The sequence below is a fragment of the Castellaniella daejeonensis genome, assembly GCF_039523555.1.
GTDB lineage: Bacteria > Pseudomonadota > Gammaproteobacteria > Burkholderiales > Burkholderiaceae_B > Castellaniella > Castellaniella daejeonensis.
This window is the reverse complement of record NZ_BAAAFN010000006.1, coordinates 372281-388236: the sequence shown is the minus strand read 5'-3', so window position 1 is coordinate 388236 and position 15956 is coordinate 372281. Positions and strand designations below refer to the sequence as shown.

Annotated in this window: 18 protein-coding genes and 1 tRNA gene; 10 read left to right on the top strand and 9 right to left on the bottom strand. The window is 67.9% G+C overall.

The features are described 5' to 3' along the window. Nucleotides 1-40: 40 nt before the first annotated feature. The 8 genes from ABD022_RS03710 to ABD022_RS03675 all read left to right on the top strand — a co-directional run bounded on the left by ABD022_RS03710 (nucleotide 41) and on the right by ABD022_RS03675 (nucleotide 6756). Complete coding sequence (locus ABD022_RS03710) at nucleotides 41-241, top strand: hypothetical protein (RefSeq protein ID WP_325126898.1); 201 nt, start codon at nucleotides 41-43, stop codon at nucleotides 239-241. A 151-nt stretch (nucleotides 242-392) separates the two neighbouring features. Next, nucleotides 393-1136 (top strand): carbonic anhydrase, encoded by a 744-nt coding sequence (locus ABD022_RS03705; protein WP_343820091.1) that lies wholly within the window; start codon nucleotides 393-395, stop codon nucleotides 1134-1136. 12 nt (nucleotides 1137-1148) lie between these two features. Then, entirely contained in the window at nucleotides 1149-1877 is a 729-nt protein-coding gene (locus tag ABD022_RS03700; RefSeq protein WP_325126902.1) for a response regulator transcription factor, read from the top strand. Further along, a complete protein-coding gene (locus ABD022_RS03695; protein WP_325126905.1) occupies nucleotides 1874-3196 on the top strand; it encodes a sensor histidine kinase in 1323 nt (440 codons plus the stop codon). Before ABD022_RS03700 ends, ABD022_RS03695 begins: the two co-directional genes overlap by 4 nt. 52 nt (nucleotides 3197-3248) lie before the next feature. Next, the gene (locus tag ABD022_RS03690; RefSeq protein ID WP_325126906.1) at nucleotides 3249-3929 is read left to right on the top strand and encodes a methyltransferase family protein; all 681 of its coding nucleotides are present in this window, start codon (nucleotides 3249-3251) and stop codon (nucleotides 3927-3929) included. A 104-nt stretch (nucleotides 3930-4033) separates the two neighbouring features. After that, a complete protein-coding gene (locus tag ABD022_RS03685; protein ID WP_325126908.1) occupies nucleotides 4034-4978 on the top strand; it encodes a M14 family metallopeptidase in 945 nt (314 codons plus the stop codon). Between the two features lies 1 nt (nucleotide 4979). After that, complete coding sequence (locus ABD022_RS03680; RefSeq protein WP_325126910.1) at nucleotides 4980-5912, top strand: 2-hydroxyacid dehydrogenase; 933 nt, start codon at nucleotides 4980-4982, stop codon at nucleotides 5910-5912. A 112-nt stretch (nucleotides 5913-6024) separates the two neighbouring features. Continuing rightward, the gene (locus ABD022_RS03675) at nucleotides 6025-6756 is read left to right on the top strand and encodes a hypothetical protein (protein ID WP_325126912.1); all 732 of its coding nucleotides are present in this window, start codon (nucleotides 6025-6027) and stop codon (nucleotides 6754-6756) included. A 13-nt stretch (nucleotides 6757-6769) separates the two neighbouring features. Here the strand turns inward: ABD022_RS03675 and ABD022_RS03670 are convergent, their stop codons facing one another. The 4 genes from ABD022_RS03670 to ABD022_RS03655 all read right to left on the bottom strand — a co-directional run bounded on the left by ABD022_RS03670 (nucleotide 6770) and on the right by ABD022_RS03655 (nucleotide 10565). Then, nucleotides 6770-7852 carry an ADP-ribosylglycohydrolase family protein gene (locus ABD022_RS03670; RefSeq protein WP_343820087.1) on the bottom strand — a complete coding sequence of 361 codons (1083 nt, stop codon included), beginning with the start codon at nucleotides 7850-7852 and terminating at the stop codon, nucleotides 6770-6772. Continuing rightward, nucleotides 7813-9273 carry a GGDEF domain-containing protein gene (locus ABD022_RS03665; protein WP_325126916.1) on the bottom strand — a complete coding sequence of 487 codons (1461 nt, stop codon included), beginning with the start codon at nucleotides 9271-9273 and terminating at the stop codon, nucleotides 7813-7815. Before ABD022_RS03665 ends, ABD022_RS03670 begins: the two co-directional genes overlap by 40 nt. 200 nt (nucleotides 9274-9473) lie before the next feature. Next, entirely contained in the window at nucleotides 9474-10223 is a 750-nt protein-coding gene (locus ABD022_RS03660; protein ID WP_343820085.1) for a hypothetical protein, read from the bottom strand. Between the two features lie 15 nt (nucleotides 10224-10238). Beyond that, the gene (locus ABD022_RS03655) at nucleotides 10239-10565 is read right to left on the bottom strand and encodes a BON domain-containing protein (protein WP_325126919.1); all 327 of its coding nucleotides are present in this window, start codon (nucleotides 10563-10565) and stop codon (nucleotides 10239-10241) included. A gap of 153 nt (nucleotides 10566-10718) precedes the next feature. On the opposite strand from ABD022_RS03655, the gene ABD022_RS03650 reads away from it, so the two are divergent. Further along, nucleotides 10719-10880, top strand: coding sequence for a CcdB family protein (locus ABD022_RS03650; RefSeq protein ID WP_343820083.1), 162 nt, complete (start codon nucleotides 10719-10721; stop codon nucleotides 10878-10880). 148 nt (nucleotides 10881-11028) lie between these two features. Here ABD022_RS03650 and ABD022_RS03645 read toward each other — a convergent pair. Next, nucleotides 11029-11105 (bottom strand) — tRNA-Met (locus ABD022_RS03645). Between the two features lie 147 nt (nucleotides 11106-11252). Between ABD022_RS03645 and ABD022_RS03640 the strand changes: the two genes are divergently transcribed. Beyond that, the gene (locus ABD022_RS03640) at nucleotides 11253-12815 is read left to right on the top strand and encodes a sensor domain-containing diguanylate cyclase (RefSeq protein WP_325126921.1); all 1563 of its coding nucleotides are present in this window, start codon (nucleotides 11253-11255) and stop codon (nucleotides 12813-12815) included. A gap of 222 nt (nucleotides 12816-13037) precedes the next feature. On the opposite strand, the gene ABD022_RS03635 is transcribed toward ABD022_RS03640, so the two are convergent. The 4 genes from ABD022_RS03635 to ABD022_RS03620 form a co-directional block, all read right to left on the bottom strand. Then, nucleotides 13038-14732 (bottom strand): FMN-binding glutamate synthase family protein, encoded by a 1695-nt coding sequence (locus ABD022_RS03635; RefSeq protein WP_325126923.1) that lies wholly within the window; start codon nucleotides 14730-14732, stop codon nucleotides 13038-13040. A gap of 35 nt (nucleotides 14733-14767) precedes the next feature. After that, the gene (locus tag ABD022_RS03630) at nucleotides 14768-15229 is read right to left on the bottom strand and encodes a DUF3293 domain-containing protein (protein WP_343820080.1); all 462 of its coding nucleotides are present in this window, start codon (nucleotides 15227-15229) and stop codon (nucleotides 14768-14770) included. A 13-nt stretch (nucleotides 15230-15242) separates the two neighbouring features. After that, the gene (locus tag ABD022_RS03625; protein WP_325126927.1) at nucleotides 15243-15845 is read right to left on the bottom strand and encodes a DNA-3-methyladenine glycosylase I; all 603 of its coding nucleotides are present in this window, start codon (nucleotides 15843-15845) and stop codon (nucleotides 15243-15245) included. Nucleotides 15846-15870: 25 nt separating this feature from the next. Continuing rightward, nucleotides 15871-15956: hypothetical protein (locus ABD022_RS03620; protein ID WP_343820193.1), on the bottom strand; the 86-nt coding region annotated here is incomplete at its 5' end.

Genomic DNA, 15956 nt, shown 5'->3' with positions numbered 1-15956 from the left:
TCGTCTTTTCAAGAGTTTTGTTTCTTCAAGGTCGGCAGGCATGGACCAGCAGAATACCGGCAGGTATCGCCCGGATTTTTCCGCGGCCCGCACACGCGCAGCGCCGGACCGCGGGCGGGAGACCGAGGATGTCGACGCCTGGCTTGCAAGGAATATCAGGGCGTGCTCGCTGCAGGAATATCGGCACTATCGGGAGTATCTGGATCAGACGCCCGCGCAGGATCTGTTGCCGGGCGATTGAATCCGGATGCCTGCAGCGGGCAGGAAGGCCGGGCGTTTCGATTGCGCTTTTCAGGCTTCAGATTGTGCTTTTCAGGCTTCAAAGGGCTGGTTATCATGGCCGCTCGACGCCGGCTCGGGTCGAGACCGATTCCCCTGATAGGAGAGCCGAAATGTGTGATTCGAAATCCTGTGCACACACCGCAGTGTCCGCCCGCCGTTTTTTCCTGCGTTCCTCCCTGGCTGCCACTCTGGCGGTCGCCGCCGGCGGCGTGTTGCCGGGCAACCGGGCCGTGGCACGCACCGCGTCCCCGCCAAAGCCGCAGAATGTCCTGGATCCCGATGCCGCACTCGCACAGTTGGTCGCGGGCAATGAGCGCTATGTGTCCGGCGTGTCCCGGCGTCACGATTTCACCCACGAACGTCCGGCACTGGCGACCGGGCAGAATCCCTACGCGGCCGTATTGGGCTGCGCGGACTCGCGCGTCGTGCCCGAATATGCCTTCGATTGCGCCCGGGGCGATCTGTTCGTCGCGCGGGTGGCGGGCAATTTTGCCAATGACGACATGCTGGGCAGTCTTGAATACGCGGTGGCTGTCCTGGAAGTGCCGCTGATCCTGGTGCTCGGACATGAGCGCTGTGGCGCAGTTGCCGCCGCCGTCAGGGCCGTCACGCAGTCGGCGGAATATCCCGGGCAGATTTCGTCGCTGGTGTCGGCCATCTCGCCGTCCGTGGAAAAGGCCCGCGCACTGGCGGGAGACTTGCAGGAGACCGCGACCGCGCAGAATGTCCGCGACACTGTCGCCGCCCTGAGCGCGCGCTCGTCCATCATCCGGGATGCCGCGCAGGCCGGCAAGCTGCGGGTCGTCGGCGGCATCTATCGCCTGGGAACCGGGCGCGTCGAGTTCCTGGGGTAGGCGCGGACGGCGATGGCCGGCAGTCGTCGCATCCTGATCGTCGAGGACGAGCCGACGCTGTCGGAAAACCTGTACGGTTACCTGGAGCGCCAGGGCATGGAGCCCGATGCCGCATACGATGGCCATGGGGCATTGGCCTTGCTGCGCGGGGCGGCCTTCGATGCCGTGGTGCTGGACCTGGGCCTGCCGGGGCTGGGCGGACTGGATGTACTGCGCGCCATGCGTCGGGAACCCGCGTTATGGCGGCCCGTGCTGGTGCTGACGGCGCGTGATCGTCTGGAAGACAAGCTCCTGGCCTTCGAGCTGGGGGCGGAAGACTACCTGGTCAAGCCATTCTCGCTGGCCGAGGTCGCGGCACGGTTGTGCGTGCTGCTGCGACGGGGGCGGGCCGAAGCCGCGGATCCGGTGACCTACGGAGATTTGCGCTACGACGCTCGATCGCGGACGGTTTTCCTGTCCGGCAGGCCGCTGGCCCTGCCGCGCAAGTCGGTGCTGCTGCTGGCGGCGCTGATGCAGCCGGCGGGAAGCCTTGCGACACATGCCCGCCTGACGGCGGCGCTGTGGCCCGAGGGGCCGCCATCGGCTCGCGCATTGCATGACCAGGTGCACTTGCTGCGCCGTCGCCTGCGTGCGGAGCGCGGCCCGGACATCGTGGCCGATCCCGGCCGGGGCTGGCGGCTGGTCCCGGCGACGGGCGACACGACTGCGCTCGGCCAGGTCGGGGGCGAGGACGGCTCATGACGCGGAAACGGCCTTCCTTCCTGGCCAGGCGAGTCACCTGGGCCGTCACCGGTACCGCTGCCGTCTTCCTGACGATCATCGGTTTGCTGGCGTATGAAACCTTCGCGCGCATGGAAGATGACCTGGTCGATGAGGTCCTGTCCGGTCAGATCGCAGCCTTGCGCGATGAACTCGGGGCAGGGCTGGCGGTGCCGGCCGTCCTGCCGCCGCGGTGGAGCGAGGGCGGGCGCGTCCAGGCCTGGGTGCAGCCGGCGGATCGGCCGCCTCCCCTGGAGGGTATGTTTCCGGCCGGGCCGGGTGGACGCGAAATCGTGCAGGCCGGCCAGACCTGGCATACCTGGGTCGAGACCGTGCCGCAGGGCCTGCTCTACGTGCGCTACGACGCCACCACCCACGAGGACCGGGTCCGGTCCTTTGGCTGGATCCTGGCCGGCGGGGCCGGGTTGGCGCTGGTCTGTGCCTGGCTGCTGGCCCGGCGTCTGGCGCGCCGTGTGGTGGCGCCGATCCGCGCCGTGTCGGACCGGCTCTCGGCCTGGGAAGGCGGGGCTGCTGCCGACGACGCTGTCCAGGGAGACGAGGCGTTGCAGTTGATCGAGGCCTTCAACCGGATACAGGACAGGGTCGATCGTTCCGTGGCGTTCGAGCGTCAGTTCTCCGCCAACCTGGGTCATGAACTGCGCACGCCGTTGGCCGCCCTACGTTCCGATGGCGAGATGGCGCTGCTGGATGCCGGCCAGGGGACGCCCCTGGAGGCGCGCCTGAAGCGCATGCTGGTCCAGGTCGATGCCGCCGCCAGCAGCCTGGCGGGCGCGGCGGCCCTGAACAGCGCCGATCCTGCCCGGGTGCGCCGCGTCGATCTGGCGCAAGCCCTGGAACAGGCCTGGTTCGCCCTGGAGCCCATGGCCCGGGTGCGCGGCCTGGCACTGGAGCCGCTCGTTCCGCCGGGTGAGATCCGGCTGCTGGATCCGGATGCGCTGCTGATCGTGTTGCGCAATCTGCTGCGCAACGCGATCGAGCATGCCGCGCCGGCCACCCTGCGGGTGAGCCTGGACGGCAATGGCGCCCTGGTCTTGCGCGATGACGGCCCGGGCATCGAACCGGGGCGCCTGGCCCGGCTGCAGGAGTGGCGCAACGGGCGGACGGATCTGTTCGCCGGAGACCTGCAGGAAGCCGGTCATGGCCTGGGCCTGGGCATTGCACAGCGGGTCTGCGAACTGCGCGGCTGGCGGCTGGATGTGGATTCGGTCCGTGGCGGCCCGGACAGCGGCACGGTGTTCGTCCTGGATTTTCGTTCAGCTATGAGTCAGCTCGATTCGTAGTGGATTCGTAACCCGGAAGGCTATCGTGGGTGCTGTCCGACCGGGAGCCTTCATGACCTCGACTGCCTATTCTTCTTCGGCCGCCGCTGCGCCCCATTCCGGGACCGGTATCGGTCCGGCCTGGGAGCGCCTGGCCCATGCGCAGGTGCTGCGCCGCCGCGCCCTGGGCGTTCTTGGTGCCCTGGCCCTGCTGGCGCTGCCCTGGATCGGTTCCGCCTGGCCGGAGGCCGGCTGGGTGAACCAGGGGCTGGAATGGGCGGGGCTCATGCTGATGGCGCTGGCGCTGCTGGGGCGCTGCGCCTGCATGCTGTATCTGGGGGGACGCAAGGGCGCCGATCTCGTGGCCGAGGGGCCTTATTCGGTCTGCCGCAATCCGCTGTATGTCTTTTCCATCCTGGCGGTCCTGGGTATCGGCCTGCAGACCGGCAGCATGACGGTGGGCCTGGTTCTCGCCCTGGCGGCCTGGGCGGTGTTCCGCTGGATCGTGGGCGAAGAAGAGCGGATGCTGCGCATATCGTTCGGCACGCCGTTCGACGCATACCAGGCACGGGTGCCGCGTTTCCTGCCCCGTCTGGCCGGCTGGCGCTCGCCGCAGCACGTGACGGTCGATCTTGCGGGCGTCTGGAAGACCGTGCGCGATGCCTTGCCGTATTTCCTGTCGATTCCCGTGTTCGAGGCCATCGAGGCCGCCCAGGACGCCGGCTGGCTGCACGTCCGGCTGTGGCTGTATTGAGGGCGCCGTCCGCATGCCGCAGGTCGGCCGGTGGGCAGACATGGCGGCGCGCGCCCGTGTGATACATTCCAAGGCAGTTTTTCATGCCCTGGAGAGTCCGGTTCATGCTGTCCCCGTTCTATCCGATCGGCACGCCCGGCATCCCCTGGGGGGATGCGGAGGTCGCCGCCTGGCGTGCCCGCCAGCAACGCCGGCGCAGCTACGCCGATGAAGTCCTCGTCGCGGTCGAGCACCTGCGCGACCGTTTCGACATCGTGCGGTATGGCCGGCTAGACTACGGTCCCGACACCTATCCCTTGTGTGCGCTGCGCAGCCGGGACTGGCAGGATGGCCGACCCGTGGCGCTGGTCACGGGCGGCGTGCACGGCTACGAGACCAGTGGCGTGCATGGCGCCCTGCAATTTGCCGAACGCCACGCCGCCGACTATGCGGGCCGCCTGGACCTGATGATCGTTCCCTGTGTCAGCCCCTGGGGCTACGAGCGCATCCATCGCTGGAATCCCCAGGCGCTGGACCCGAACCGTTCCTTCCGCCAGGGCAGCCCGGCGCCCGAGTCGGCTGCACTGATGGCGCTGGTGGCGCCGTTTGCCGACCGCGTGCGGGTGCACATCGACCTGCACGAGACCACCGACACCGACGAGTCCGAATTCCGGCCCGCCCTGGCGGCGCGCGATGGCCGGCCTTTCACCCCGGGCAGCATCCCCGACGGCTTCTACCTGGTCGACGACACCGAGTCGCCCCAACCGGAGTTCCAGGCCGCCGTGATTCGCGCGGTGGCCGAAGTCACCCACATCGCCCCCGCCGATGCGCGCGGTGAAATCATCGGCTCTCCGGTGGTGGCCCCGGGTGTCATTCGCTACGCCCTGCGGTCCCTGGGCCTGTGCGCGGGCATCACGGATGCGCGCTACCGCACCACGACCGAGGTCTATCCCGACAGCCCGCGCACAACGCCGGATCGGTGCAACGAGGCCCAGGCCGTGGCGGTGTGCGCGGCGCTGGACTATGCCCTGGAACATGGGGGCGCCCCTGGAAATACGGATGGGTCCTGACATGGAAATCGTCTTTGCGTCGGAACTGGAAGCCGATCCGCACGCCTGGGTGGCGGCATTGCGCGATGCGCTGCCCGAGGCCCGGGTGCGCCTGTGGGGCGATGGTGCCCCCGAAGGCGATGCCGATTTCGCCGTGGTGTGGGCGCCGCCGTCCGACCTGTTCGTGCGCGAGCCCCGATTGCGCGCCCTGTTCAATCTGGGGGCGGGCGTCGACGCCTTGCTGCGACTGCCCGGCCTGCCCGACAGCCTGCCCCTGGTGCGGCTGGAGGACGGCGGCATGGCGGTGCAGATGGCGGAATACACGCTCTACCACCTGCTGCGCGAATCGCGCGATTTCGGCCGCTACGAGCGCCAGCAGGCCCAGGAGCAGTGGCGCCCCCTGGGCGATATCGACCGCGATGCCTGGACCGTCGGGGTGCTGGGGGCCGGTGCCATGGGCGCCCGGGTCGCCCAGGCCTGCGCGGCTCTGGAGTACCCGACGGCCGTCTGGTCGCGCAGCGGCCGCTCAGTGCCGGGCGCCGAGTCCTATTGCGGCGAGCAGGGTCTGGCTTCGTTCCTGGCGCGCACGCGTGTGCTGGTCAACGCGCTGCCGCTCACCGATGCCACCCGGGGCATTCTGTGCCGCCGCACGTTCGATCGGTTGCGTCCCGACGCCGTGGTGATCAACATCGCCCGGGGTGGGCACCTGGTCGAGGCCGATCTGCTCGCCGCCCTGGACGAGGGCCGCCTGCGGGCTGCTGCCCTGGACGTCTTCGAACGTGAGCCCCTGCCTCCCGGTCATCCCTTCTGGACCGATGCGCGCATCCGCGTCACGCCGCACATCGCCGGCGCCAGCCTGATGGACCGGACGGTGCGGCAGATCGCCGGCAAGATCCGCGCCCTGGACCGGGGCGAGGCCGTCTCCGGCGTCGTGGACCGGGACCGGCAATACTAGGCGCCCTTTCACCTTCGCCAAGGAGTCGAGTGGCCATGCACAACCGGGCTGGACAGGACACCAGGCGCAGCGCGCATGCCGCTGTGCGCATGCAGCGTGCGGGCAGGCCCTGATGGCCGGATCGCGCCCCCGGGAATCCGTCCGCTGGCGCGCGTGGTGGCTGGCCGCCCTGCTGGCGCTGGCCGGCTGTGCGGCACCTTCCGATCCCGGACTGCGGGGGGAGTCCATGTCTGCCGATCAGTTCGCGCAGAGCGACCTCAACCGCATGCAGACCCTGGCGATGCGCGACAACCTGGAAAGCCTGGATCGCCTGCTCGAAAAGCTGTACCGGCGCAATCCGGGCGAATGGCGCAAGGCGGGGTTCACCGATCTGAAGGCAGCGCTGGAGCAGGGCCGGGCCCGTATCCGCAGCGGCGAGGTGCCCAAGGAACTGGACGGCCTGCAGGATATCGAGGTGCTCTCGGTGGCCATGGACCCGCGTTACCCGGGGGACCGGGTGGCGGCGTTCGTGCTCGGCCTGTCCAGCATGATCATCGCCGCGCATGGCGGACTGACCCGTTTCCACGTCGGCGATTCAGTCCAGGCCCGTCATGTGTTCAATGCGGCCCGCAATGTCGAGATCGCCGCCTGGATGCTCTCCAGCCGGCGCGATGCCCAGGGCCGGCCGCTGCTGCTGTCCAATGAAATGGGCGAGGGCGTGGCCAACCTGAGCTTCGAGCGCGAGTTCGGGCGCATCGTCGCCCGCCTGGATCTGGAAGCCGAGCTGCAGGATGAAAGCCTGCGGCGCATCGGCATCAATTACGTGCAGGGCCTGCTGTTCTTCAATTTTCTGCCGGTACGCTGATTTCGCCGGTGTGTCAGGCTGCCTCGGCGGCCCGGCGGGCGATCCGGCCTGCGCGTTCCAGGCGCCGCGCACTGTCTTCCAGGGGGGCGACGAGGCGGCTCGGGATCGCCTGGATGCCGCCGATCGCGCCGCACAGGGCGCCGGTGAGCATCGCCCTGGCCTGGTTCTGGCCGCCCCCGTTGACGGCATGCAGGACGGCGGATTCGAAGTCGCCCTGGAAGCGGCCGGCCAGGTAGTAGGCGGCGGGGAACTGATGATAGACGGCGCAGGGCATGCCGTATACCAGCGAGGCTTTCCAGGCCGGTTCGATGCGGATGTCCGGATCCTGGGCGGCGCGCAGGACGCAGGACACCGTCAGCAGGGCGTCGGGCGAGGCGAATTGACCGGCGGTCCGGGGCGCTTCCGGACCGGGCGGCGGGGTGTTCTCGCCGGCCGATGTCACGCTGTGGAAGGGCAGGGCGCCGTCGCGCACCAGCGCCATCAGGCGGTCGGACGTGGCTGCGTCCAGCGGCTCGCCGCGCACCAGGCTGCCCAGCACGCAGCCGTACGCCACGGTCATGGCCATCACCGTGGCGTCGCGCTGAGTGAGCGCCGTGTTCGTCGCACAGTGGCGTGCCAGGTCGGCCGGTTGCCGTGCATAGCGCACGGCCAGGGCCAGGATGCGCTCGGCGGCCTCGGTGGTGTCGGCCAGGCCCGCCACCTGACCCCAGGGCAGCCCCTGGCCCACGCGCAGGCGCCAGGCTTCGCGAATCGACTGGCTGGTGTAGCCTCCTGGTCCATTCATGGGGGTGCCGTCCAGCAGCGGGAACAGATCCTGGTCCAGCCGGCGGCAGAAGTCCGTTTCATCGTATCCGCCGCATGCGTCCAGGGATTCCGTCAGCAGGTCCAGGATGAAACCGGCCTGGCCCGATTGGCCGGCCCGCAACCCGGCGTGATAGCGGTCCGGCCTGGGGTCCGTGTAGCTGTCGATCCACGCGCCGTAGTCGCGCCGCAGCGCGTCCAGGTCGTAGTACCAGTGCGGCCCCAGGGCCAGGGCATCGCCGATGTAGGCGCCGATCAGGGCGCCTTGGGCGCGTTGTTCAAGGGTGGGAGCCATGCCGTGTCCTCCGTCGCATCCAGGGGCCAGGCGGTCGTGCCGCCGTGGGCGTGCACCCGGTTGCGGCCGCCACGCTTGGCCTGGTACATCGCTCGATCAGCATACGCCAAAAGCTCGCTCAGGGAGGCGGGCTGGGTGCAGGAGTCGTGCACCGCGCCGATGCTGACGGAGATCTTCAGGGGCGCGCCGTTGCCTGCGAAGACTTCCAGTTTTTCCACGCAGAAGCGCAGGCGTTCGGCAATGTCGTTTGCGTCCCGTTCGGATGTGTCGGGCAGGAACAGCGCGAATTCCTCGCCGCCCAGGCGTCCGAACAGGTCGTTGGGACGGACGAGTGTGCGGATGGTGCGCGCGAAGTCCTTCAGGACCTGGTCGCCGGCGGCATGACCGTACCGGTCGTTCAGTTGCTTGAAGTGGTCGATGTCCAGCATCAGCAGGGCGTTGCCCTGGGGCGGCGCCGTGGCGCGCCCCAGGTGCTCGTCGGCGCTGCGCAGGAAGGCTTCGCGCGACAGGGCGCGGGTCAGGCCGTCGTGGTCCAGGGCCAGGTTCAGCGAAGAGATCAGGTCGCTGCGGGCGGCCAGGATGCCGGAGACCAGCAGAGGCGACATGACCAGCAGCAGGACGCCCAGCCGCAAGGAAACCATGTCCCAGGCATGGCGTCCGGCGAGCGGCTGGTTTTCGCCCATCGGCAGCCAGCCATTTGCGACGCCCAGCAGCACGGCAAGGGCGGTCAGCAGAGTGATCCAGGCCGTCGTGCTCTGGCGGTAGGCCAGGGCGCAGTACATCAGGGCGGGGATGGGAAATGCGGCGGCGCCCGGCCCGCCCAGCAGGAAACACAGGGACAGGCTGGCGGCCAGCGCGGCGATGGGCAGCAGCAGGGTGCCGCTGACCATGCGCCTGAACAGCGAGGACCAGGAATGGCGGCGATCCGGACGCAATCCGGCACGCCTGGGCAACAGCATGATCGGCGGCAGGAGGGCGCAGTAGCTGAGCAATTGGCCGAAGAACCAGTTCAGGGCGACGGTCGTCCATTGCGCATCGGGCCGCAGCCAGGGAACGAGGGCCAATGCTATGGCGGCATTGGTGGCGGCAGCCGCCGCGCAGGCCGCGAACACATGGCCGATGCCCCGGGGGCTGCGCATCCGGGCGGGTGTCCAGTTGGACGACAGGATGATCCAGGCGACGAACACGCCCGACAGGTCGGTGATGCCGTAGCCAAGGGCGGCCGGCCAGGGCTGGTCTTCGAGGAACAGGCCTGCCAGCGCCAGGCCGCAGAACGCCCCTGCCCAGAAGAGCGGATGGCCCAGGGCCGGGCGGCGGATCAGCAGGCCGGCCAGCAAGGCATTGGCCGGCCACAGGATGGACAGCCCCTGGTCGGGACGGGTGACCTGCCCCAGGCCGGCGCACAGAAATGCAAATGCCACGGCCAGGATAGCCTGGACGGGCTTCCGGCAGCATCGCGTGCAAAGACGGGAAACCAGGGGCATGATCGAGCGGGAAACGGATGAGGGGGTGCCGCATCCCAAATGTAACAGAGTGACGCTGCCTTGTCTCTCGTGGTATGCCCCTAGCGCAGCCGGATTTGCGGCTGGAATCCTTGGTCTTGGCCCGGCCCCGCCGGTGGTCAGCCGCCCGCCGGGCGGCGGGCATGCTGCCAGGCAATTACGGCCTGGGCGGCCTGGGCCAGGATGCGATCGTGGTGTTCTTTCGGCAGCGCCTGGCGCAGCGATGCGAACAGGCATTGGGTGCCTGACTGGGCCAGAGCGGTTGCATCAGGGTCTTCGAGCAGGCGGATCTGGATGTGGGCCAGCGTATCCGACACCAGGCGCCATCCCAGTTCCGGCATGCCGGCGTCCAGGGCCAGCAGCTGGCTGCCCAGTGCCTGGATCACCGGCTCGACCGCTTCCAGGCTGTCTCCTGCGGCCATGGCGTGCCACAAGGCCATGTGAATCTGGCGGCGTAGCGCGATCTTGAAGTCGATGGCCGCCGTCTCGGCAGTGTCCAGGGCCTCGAATTGCTGCTGGAAGCGCGCGTCGTCGGCGGGATCCAGGCCGGTGCGCAGGGCGCCGATGAGCGCGGTCAGCGGCGGAATCGCCTGGATTCCGAAGGCCTGGCTGAAGGCCAGGCCCCACTGGTCCAGCCCGCTCAGCAGCAGCGCCATCCGCGGGGCGCGCGTCTCGGAATCCGGAACGGATTGAATCCAATCCAGGCATTGCTTGCGCAGCGCATCTTGTGGGAAGGTGGACGATTCCGCCGCCGCGTGGCGAAATGCCCGGGTGAAGGCATCGCGGGCCAAGTCAGCGGCTTCGGCCTGGACCGGGGGAGGCGCCAGGGCGGCGAACGGATCTTTCAGGTCTGTGCGGGCATCAGGCATGATGCCCGCATTGTCTCATGGTTTGACGACTAGTCCGTTGTGCACTCGGGTCACGCCCTTGACCGACCGGGCGAGTTCGGCGGCACGGTCTTTTTCGCGCTGGGACTTGGCGAAACCCGAGAGCTGCACGACGCCGCCATCGATGGTCTTGACGTTGATGTTCGCGGCCGAAGTGTCGGGATCGTTTGCCAGCTTGGCCTTGACCTCGGCCGTGATCGCCGAGCCGTCGATGTACTGGCCGACGGTTTCCTGCTTGCGGGCCACGGAGCAGCCCGAAATCATGACGGTGGCTGCGCCTGCCATCGCGGCGATGGCGATGATGCGGGTGATATTGGATTTCATGATGTGCGTTCTCCTGAGCGGGGAAGTTATGCCGCATGCGGGATCAAGGTAGCATGCGCCATGCCCGGACACGTGTTGAATTGTTTCAGCGCGCAGACTGCCGAGAGAACGCTCGGGAGAAAACAGAACTGTCCCGACCACAGGCTGATGCAGATGAGCACGCGCGCGGTTGTGCCGCTACTTCCCCTGAGCGAAGCGCTCAAACCCGCGCAAACGCTTAATCCGGTGTTTGACATCGCCGGTGAACCGCACGTGATGGTGACTCAGTACCTGGCTGCGGTTCCGGACAAGTGGCGTGAATCCCCCGGGGTTTGAACTGACCTCCAAAACTCGAACAGTTCAATCGGACTGTACGGTATGAATGGTTATTTACTTGACGGGGGAGCTTACGCAACCACTTGCCTTTATAAGGCGCAAAAAAAACTGCCCCGAGCCTTTCGGTGTCGGGGCAGCTTGCATTCCTTGGTGGCGCATCCCTGATTCGAACAGGGGACCTGCGGATTATGATTCCGTCGCTCTAACCGGCTGAGCTAATGCGCCAAAGCACGCAATTATAGGGGGTGAATTTTCATCGTGCAAGTTGCAGGCGACGGGGGGCACTTGGGGGGCGGAAGACCATGCAGTCTGGCGTATAGTTGATACCTGAAGGGGTTGCCGTCACGGGACCATCGCATGGGGGGCAAGCGGATGCGCATCCGGAAACCGTCCAGAATCAATCTACGGCAACTGATCCTGCTGCTGGCCGTGTTCAGTGCGGTGGTGATGCTGGCGGGCGGGATGGCCGGGGCCTACCAGGTCCAGCGTCAGCAGCTCATGGCCAACACTCTGGACGCCAACGAGGCCTTTGCTCTCAAGCTGGCACGAATCACATCCGATCTGCTGTTGCGGGCCCAGGGCAATCTGTCCTACTCGGCCGGCCTGATGGTGCGCTCCGGCATGGATCCGGCCGTCCTGCAGGCCGAGGTCGATCGGCTGCGCCACCTGGAACTGGGCTTCAATACCGTGACCGTCGTGGATGGGCGCGGTGTCATCCAGGCATTTTCCCCACTGACCCGGGACCTGAAAGGGCGCCGCCTGGATGTGAAGAATGGGAACGGCATCGGCGAGGACCGGGTGCCGATGATCAGCGCTCCGTATGTGAGCGTGCTGGGCAATCTGGCGATCCGGCTCTCGCATCCCCTGTTCGACCGGACAGGGCATCTGCTCGGCCGCCTGTCGGCGACCGTGTACCTGAAGAATGACGGCGGCTTGCAGCGCCTGATCGGCGAGCAATATTTCCGTGACGGCACTTACGTCTATGTCGTCGATGCGCAGGGCCGGCTCCTGTACCATCCGCAGCCTGAGCGCATCGGCGAGATCATCATGAACAACCCGGCGATCGACAGTGTCCGCAAGGGCCGGTCCGGCCAGATGCGGCTGGTCAACAGCCGCGATGTGGACATGCTGGCCGGGTATGCCTATGTACCGACCGCCGACTGGGGGGTGGTCGTGCAGCGCCCCACCGAGCTCGCCCTGCGCGGGCTGAACGCGCTGATGCTGCATGTGCTGCAGCTGGCGGTTTGGCCCGCCCTGGCACTGCTTGCGCTTTTGTGGTTGCTGTCGCGCTGGATTTCCCGGCCCCTGGGCGAATTGTCGCAGATCGTCCAGGCCGGCTACGAGGAAGGCATGGCGCGGCGGATCGCGGCCGTGAAGTGCTGGTACCTGGAAGCGCAGCGCCTGCGTGGGGCGCTTCTGGCGGGCCAGGGACAGGTCCGGACCCGGATGGGCGAACTGTACAGCGCCGCGCATACCGATCCGTTGACGAAGCTGGGAAACCGGCGTGGCCTGGAGGCCGCCTTCCGGGCCCTGGAAGAGCAGGGGCTGCCGTTCGCCCTGGTGGCGCTGGACATTGATCTCTTCAAGCGGATCAATGACCAGCATGGCCATGACGCGGGCGACCGGGTCATCGCGGGTCTGGCCGATCTCATGCGTACGCAGGCGCGCCAGGGGGATGCCCTGTTCCGCCTGGGGGGCGAGGAGTTCCTGGTGGTGCTGCCCGGATGCGACATGGCCGAAGCCGTGAAGATCGCCGAGCGCCTGCGGGCGGCGCTGGAGGGCGCGCAGATGCTGGAGGGCGGGAACGTGACCCTGTCGGCCGGGGTGGCCGTATGTGAAGACGGGGATGCGTGGCAGGCGCTGAAGGCCGCCGACCAGGCGCTGTACCGGGCCAAGCAGGGCGGCCGCAATCGGGTGGAAGCGGACGCTTTTTAGCAGACGCCACTGGATGGAGCGAGTCCGGAAATGCGAAGGCCCCGCCTTTTGGCGGGGCCCTGCTGCCGCTTTGGGCAGCGGCACCGCATGGGAGCGGTGCTAAGTCAACGCCCTGAGGCGTGATGGGCTACCATCGGGTAGCGATTCCAGTATAGACCCGAGCGGAATACAGGCCATAGGGGAATTCCCTGATCGCTTCCGAAGCCGGGTGTCCGGGCCGCCTCAGGCGGTGTTTTCCCCGGGCCGCGCCGAAGGGTCGCGATCGGCGGCGAGGGTGGTATCGGCATGCCCGGACAGGGCCGCGCTCAGGCTGTACAGGGGTTCGAAGGACTCCGCCTGCGCCATGGGCCAGGCGGTGCGGAAGATCGTATTGCGGAACCGGCCTTCCAGCAGTTCTCCTTTTTCCAGATCCGGAAACAGGGCGGACAGGACGCGCACTTCGCCGTTGGTGATGCGTCGCGCGATGTGATGCGGGCGCAGCTGGTTCGGATGGGTCAGGCCGGCCGCGCCCAGCAGTTCGCCCAGGGCCTTGAGCGTGTTGGCGTGGTAGTTGGCCACGCGCAGGGATTTGTCGGCTACCACCAGGGCCTGCTGGCGCTTGGGGTCCTGCGTGGTGACACCGGTGGGGCAGCGGCCGGTGTGGCAGGTCTGGGCCTGGATGCAGCCGATCGCGAACATGTAGGCGCGGGCGCTGTTGCACCAGTCCGCGCCCAGGGCCATGATGCGGGCCATGTCGAAGGCGCTGATGACCTTGCCCGAGGCGCCCAGCCGGATTTGTTCGCGCAGGCCGATGCCCACCAGCGTGTTGTGGACCAGGCGCAGGCCTTCGCGCAGCGGCGTGCCGACGTGATCGACGAATTCGATGGGTGCGGCGCCCGTGCCGCCTTCGGCGCCGTCGACCACGATGAAATCGGGCGCGATGCCGGTCGCAAGCATGGCCTTGGCGATGGCGAACCATTCCCAGGGGTGCCCGATGCACAGCTTGAAGCCGACCGGCTTGCCGCCGGACAGCTCGCGCAGGCGGGCGATGAAATGCATCATCTCGACGGGGGTGCGGAAGGCGCTGTGGCTGGACGGGGAAATGCAGTCATGGCCGGCCGCCACGCCGCGCGCGGCGGCGATTTCCGGCGTGACCTTGGGCGCCGGCAGGATGCCGCCGTGGCCGGGCTTGGCGCCCTGGGACAGCTTGATCTCTATCATGCGGATGTTGTCCCGCCGGGCCATTTCGGCGAATCGCTCTTCGGAAAAGCTGCCGTCCGGATTGCGGCAGCCGAAATAGCCCGAGCCGATGTTCCAGATCAGGTCGCCGCCGTGTTCCAGGTGGTAGCGGCTGACGCCGCCTTCGCCCGTGTCGTGGGCGAAGCGACCGATCGCGGCACCCTTGTTCAACGCCATGACGGCGTTGGCCGACAGCGCGCCGAAGCTCATGGCGGAAATATTGAAGACCGACAGGTCCACGGGCTGGGTACAGTCCGGCCCCCCGACGGTGGTGCGGAAATCGCTGTCCTGGATGTGGGTGGGCACCATGGCATGGTTGATCCACTCGTAGTCGTTGCCGTAGACGTCGCCCTGCGTGCCGAAGGGGCGCTGGTCCATCTGCTGCTTGGCGCGTTGGTACACCAGGGACCGGTCCACGCGCGAAAAGGGCAGCTTGAGCGTGTCGTCCTCAAAGAAATACTGGCGCACTTCCGGGCGGATGAATTCGAACAGGAAGCGCAGGTTGCCGATCACCGGGTAATTGCGGCGGATGGCGTGGCGTGTCTGGCGCAGGTCGTAGACCCCGAGCAGGCTCAGGCCCAGGAACAGCAGGCAGGGCAGCCACCAGCCGGCGCTGAAGGTCAGGGCCAGCAGGGCGCACAACACGGTGAGTGCGATCACGGCATGGAAAGCGGTGTGGCGGCTGAGGAGTGATTGCATGGACGGGCTCCGTGGGATCGGATGACCCGCCTACCTTAGCAGATGGAGGCTGTCGGCGGCCTGACCCATGCCAGGTGCGCCACCGTGTCCGGTCCGCACCAGACCAACGCATTCTGCCCGAAGCGGCGCGCCAGCTGCAGTCCAGCATCCCGGGACAGGCCCGGAATCCACAGGCTGGGCTCGTCTGGCCATGAGCCGCGCGGGTCCATTCCCCGGCCCGGCAGCCAGGCATGGCCCAGGCGTTCGACTGCCCGCTGCAGTGCCCGCAGGCGGCGGGCGTTCGCGGCAGGCCTCAGGCGCCGGCTGCGCGGATTGCAGGCGGTCAGGAAGACGCCGCCCCGGGGAAACTGGGCGTGCAGCGCCGGATGCGCCTCGTCGATCCGCATCACGAGCGAGGGTTCGATGTCGATGCGGTAGAGCGCGGCCCGGTAGGCCTGGGCCAGCGCCGAAGCGGCCGGACTGGATGGCGAGCTGCGGGATCCTGTGACGGAGGGCATCGGGCTGTCGGGGCTAGCCTGCCAGTTCCCGATGGCGGTGGCAGTCCGTGGTGTGGTCCATGAGGCAGCCGATGGCCTGCAGGTAGGACTGGCAGATAGTCGGACCGACGAAAGTGAATCCGTGCCGTTTCAGCAGGCGGCTGAGTGCTTCGGCCTCCGGGCCGGCAACGGGGGCGTCGCCCGGGGCGGCATAGTGGTGGATGATGGGGCGGCCGCCGACCACGGACCAGACCAGGCCGACCGGATCGGGCAGGGCCAGCCAGGCGCGGGCATTGGTGCCGGCAGCGCGCAGCTTGAGGCGGTTGCGGATGATGGAGGCATCCTGCATGCGGTCCTGGACCCAGGCCTCGCCGGTGCCGGCCAGGGCTTCTGGATCGAATCCCATCAGGGCCGTGCGCAGGGCTTCGCGCCGGCGCAGGATGGTGAGCCATGACAGGCCCGCCTGGAAGCCTTCCAGGATCAGCATTTCGAACAGGTGCCGGGGGTCGCGCGAAGGCACGCCCCATTCCGTGTCGTGATAGCGCACGTACAGCGGATCGCCGCTGCACCAGTTGCAGCGTGCGAGGTCCGCCCCGGCGTGCGGGGCGGAAGCGGGATCGGATATCCGTGCCGGCATCTGCGTCTCGCCTTGCCGCGCGTGTTCAGCGCCGCCGGCCGCCGACCAGGGACCCGAGCAGGCCGCGCACCAGCTGATTGGCGGCGTTGCGCACCATGCTCTTGGCGACCG

Coding starts and splice junctions, on each gene's coding strand:
- ABD022_RS03685 (WP_325126908.1), top strand. CDS start 4,034: ATGCTGTCCCCGTTCTATCCGATCGGCACGCCCGGCATCCCCTGGGGG.
- ABD022_RS03690 (WP_325126906.1), top strand. CDS start 3,249: ATGACCTCGACTGCCTATTCTTCTTCGGCCGCCGCTGCGCCCCATTCC.
- ABD022_RS03625 (WP_325126927.1), bottom strand. CDS start 15,845: ATGCCGGCACGGATATCCGATCCCGCTTCCGCCCCGCACGCCGGGGCG.
- ABD022_RS03695 (WP_325126905.1), top strand. CDS start 1,874: ATGACGCGGAAACGGCCTTCCTTCCTGGCCAGGCGAGTCACCTGGGCC.
- ABD022_RS03700 (WP_325126902.1), top strand. CDS start 1,149: ATGGCCGGCAGTCGTCGCATCCTGATCGTCGAGGACGAGCCGACGCTG.
- ABD022_RS03710 (WP_325126898.1), top strand. CDS start 41: ATGGACCAGCAGAATACCGGCAGGTATCGCCCGGATTTTTCCGCGGCC.
- ABD022_RS03635 (WP_325126923.1), bottom strand. CDS start 14,732: ATGCAATCACTCCTCAGCCGCCACACCGCTTTCCATGCCGTGATCGCA.
- ABD022_RS03655 (WP_325126919.1), bottom strand. CDS start 10,565: ATGAAATCCAATATCACCCGCATCATCGCCATCGCCGCGATGGCAGGC.
- ABD022_RS03630 (WP_343820080.1), bottom strand. CDS start 15,229: ATGCCCTCCGTCACAGGATCCCGCAGCTCGCCATCCAGTCCGGCCGCT.
- ABD022_RS03640 (WP_325126921.1), top strand. CDS start 11,253: ATGCGCATCCGGAAACCGTCCAGAATCAATCTACGGCAACTGATCCTG.
- ABD022_RS03680 (WP_325126910.1), top strand. CDS start 4,980: ATGGAAATCGTCTTTGCGTCGGAACTGGAAGCCGATCCGCACGCCTGG.
- ABD022_RS03675 (WP_325126912.1), top strand. CDS start 6,025: ATGGCCGGATCGCGCCCCCGGGAATCCGTCCGCTGGCGCGCGTGGTGG.
- ABD022_RS03660 (WP_343820085.1), bottom strand. CDS start 10,223: ATGCCTGATGCCCGCACAGACCTGAAAGATCCGTTCGCCGCCCTGGCG.
- ABD022_RS03670 (WP_343820087.1), bottom strand. CDS start 7,852: ATGGCTCCCACCCTTGAACAACGCGCCCAAGGCGCCCTGATCGGCGCC.
- ABD022_RS03705 (WP_343820091.1), top strand. CDS start 393: ATGTGTGATTCGAAATCCTGTGCACACACCGCAGTGTCCGCCCGCCGT.
- ABD022_RS03650 (WP_343820083.1), top strand. CDS start 10,719: ATGAGCACGCGCGCGGTTGTGCCGCTACTTCCCCTGAGCGAAGCGCTC.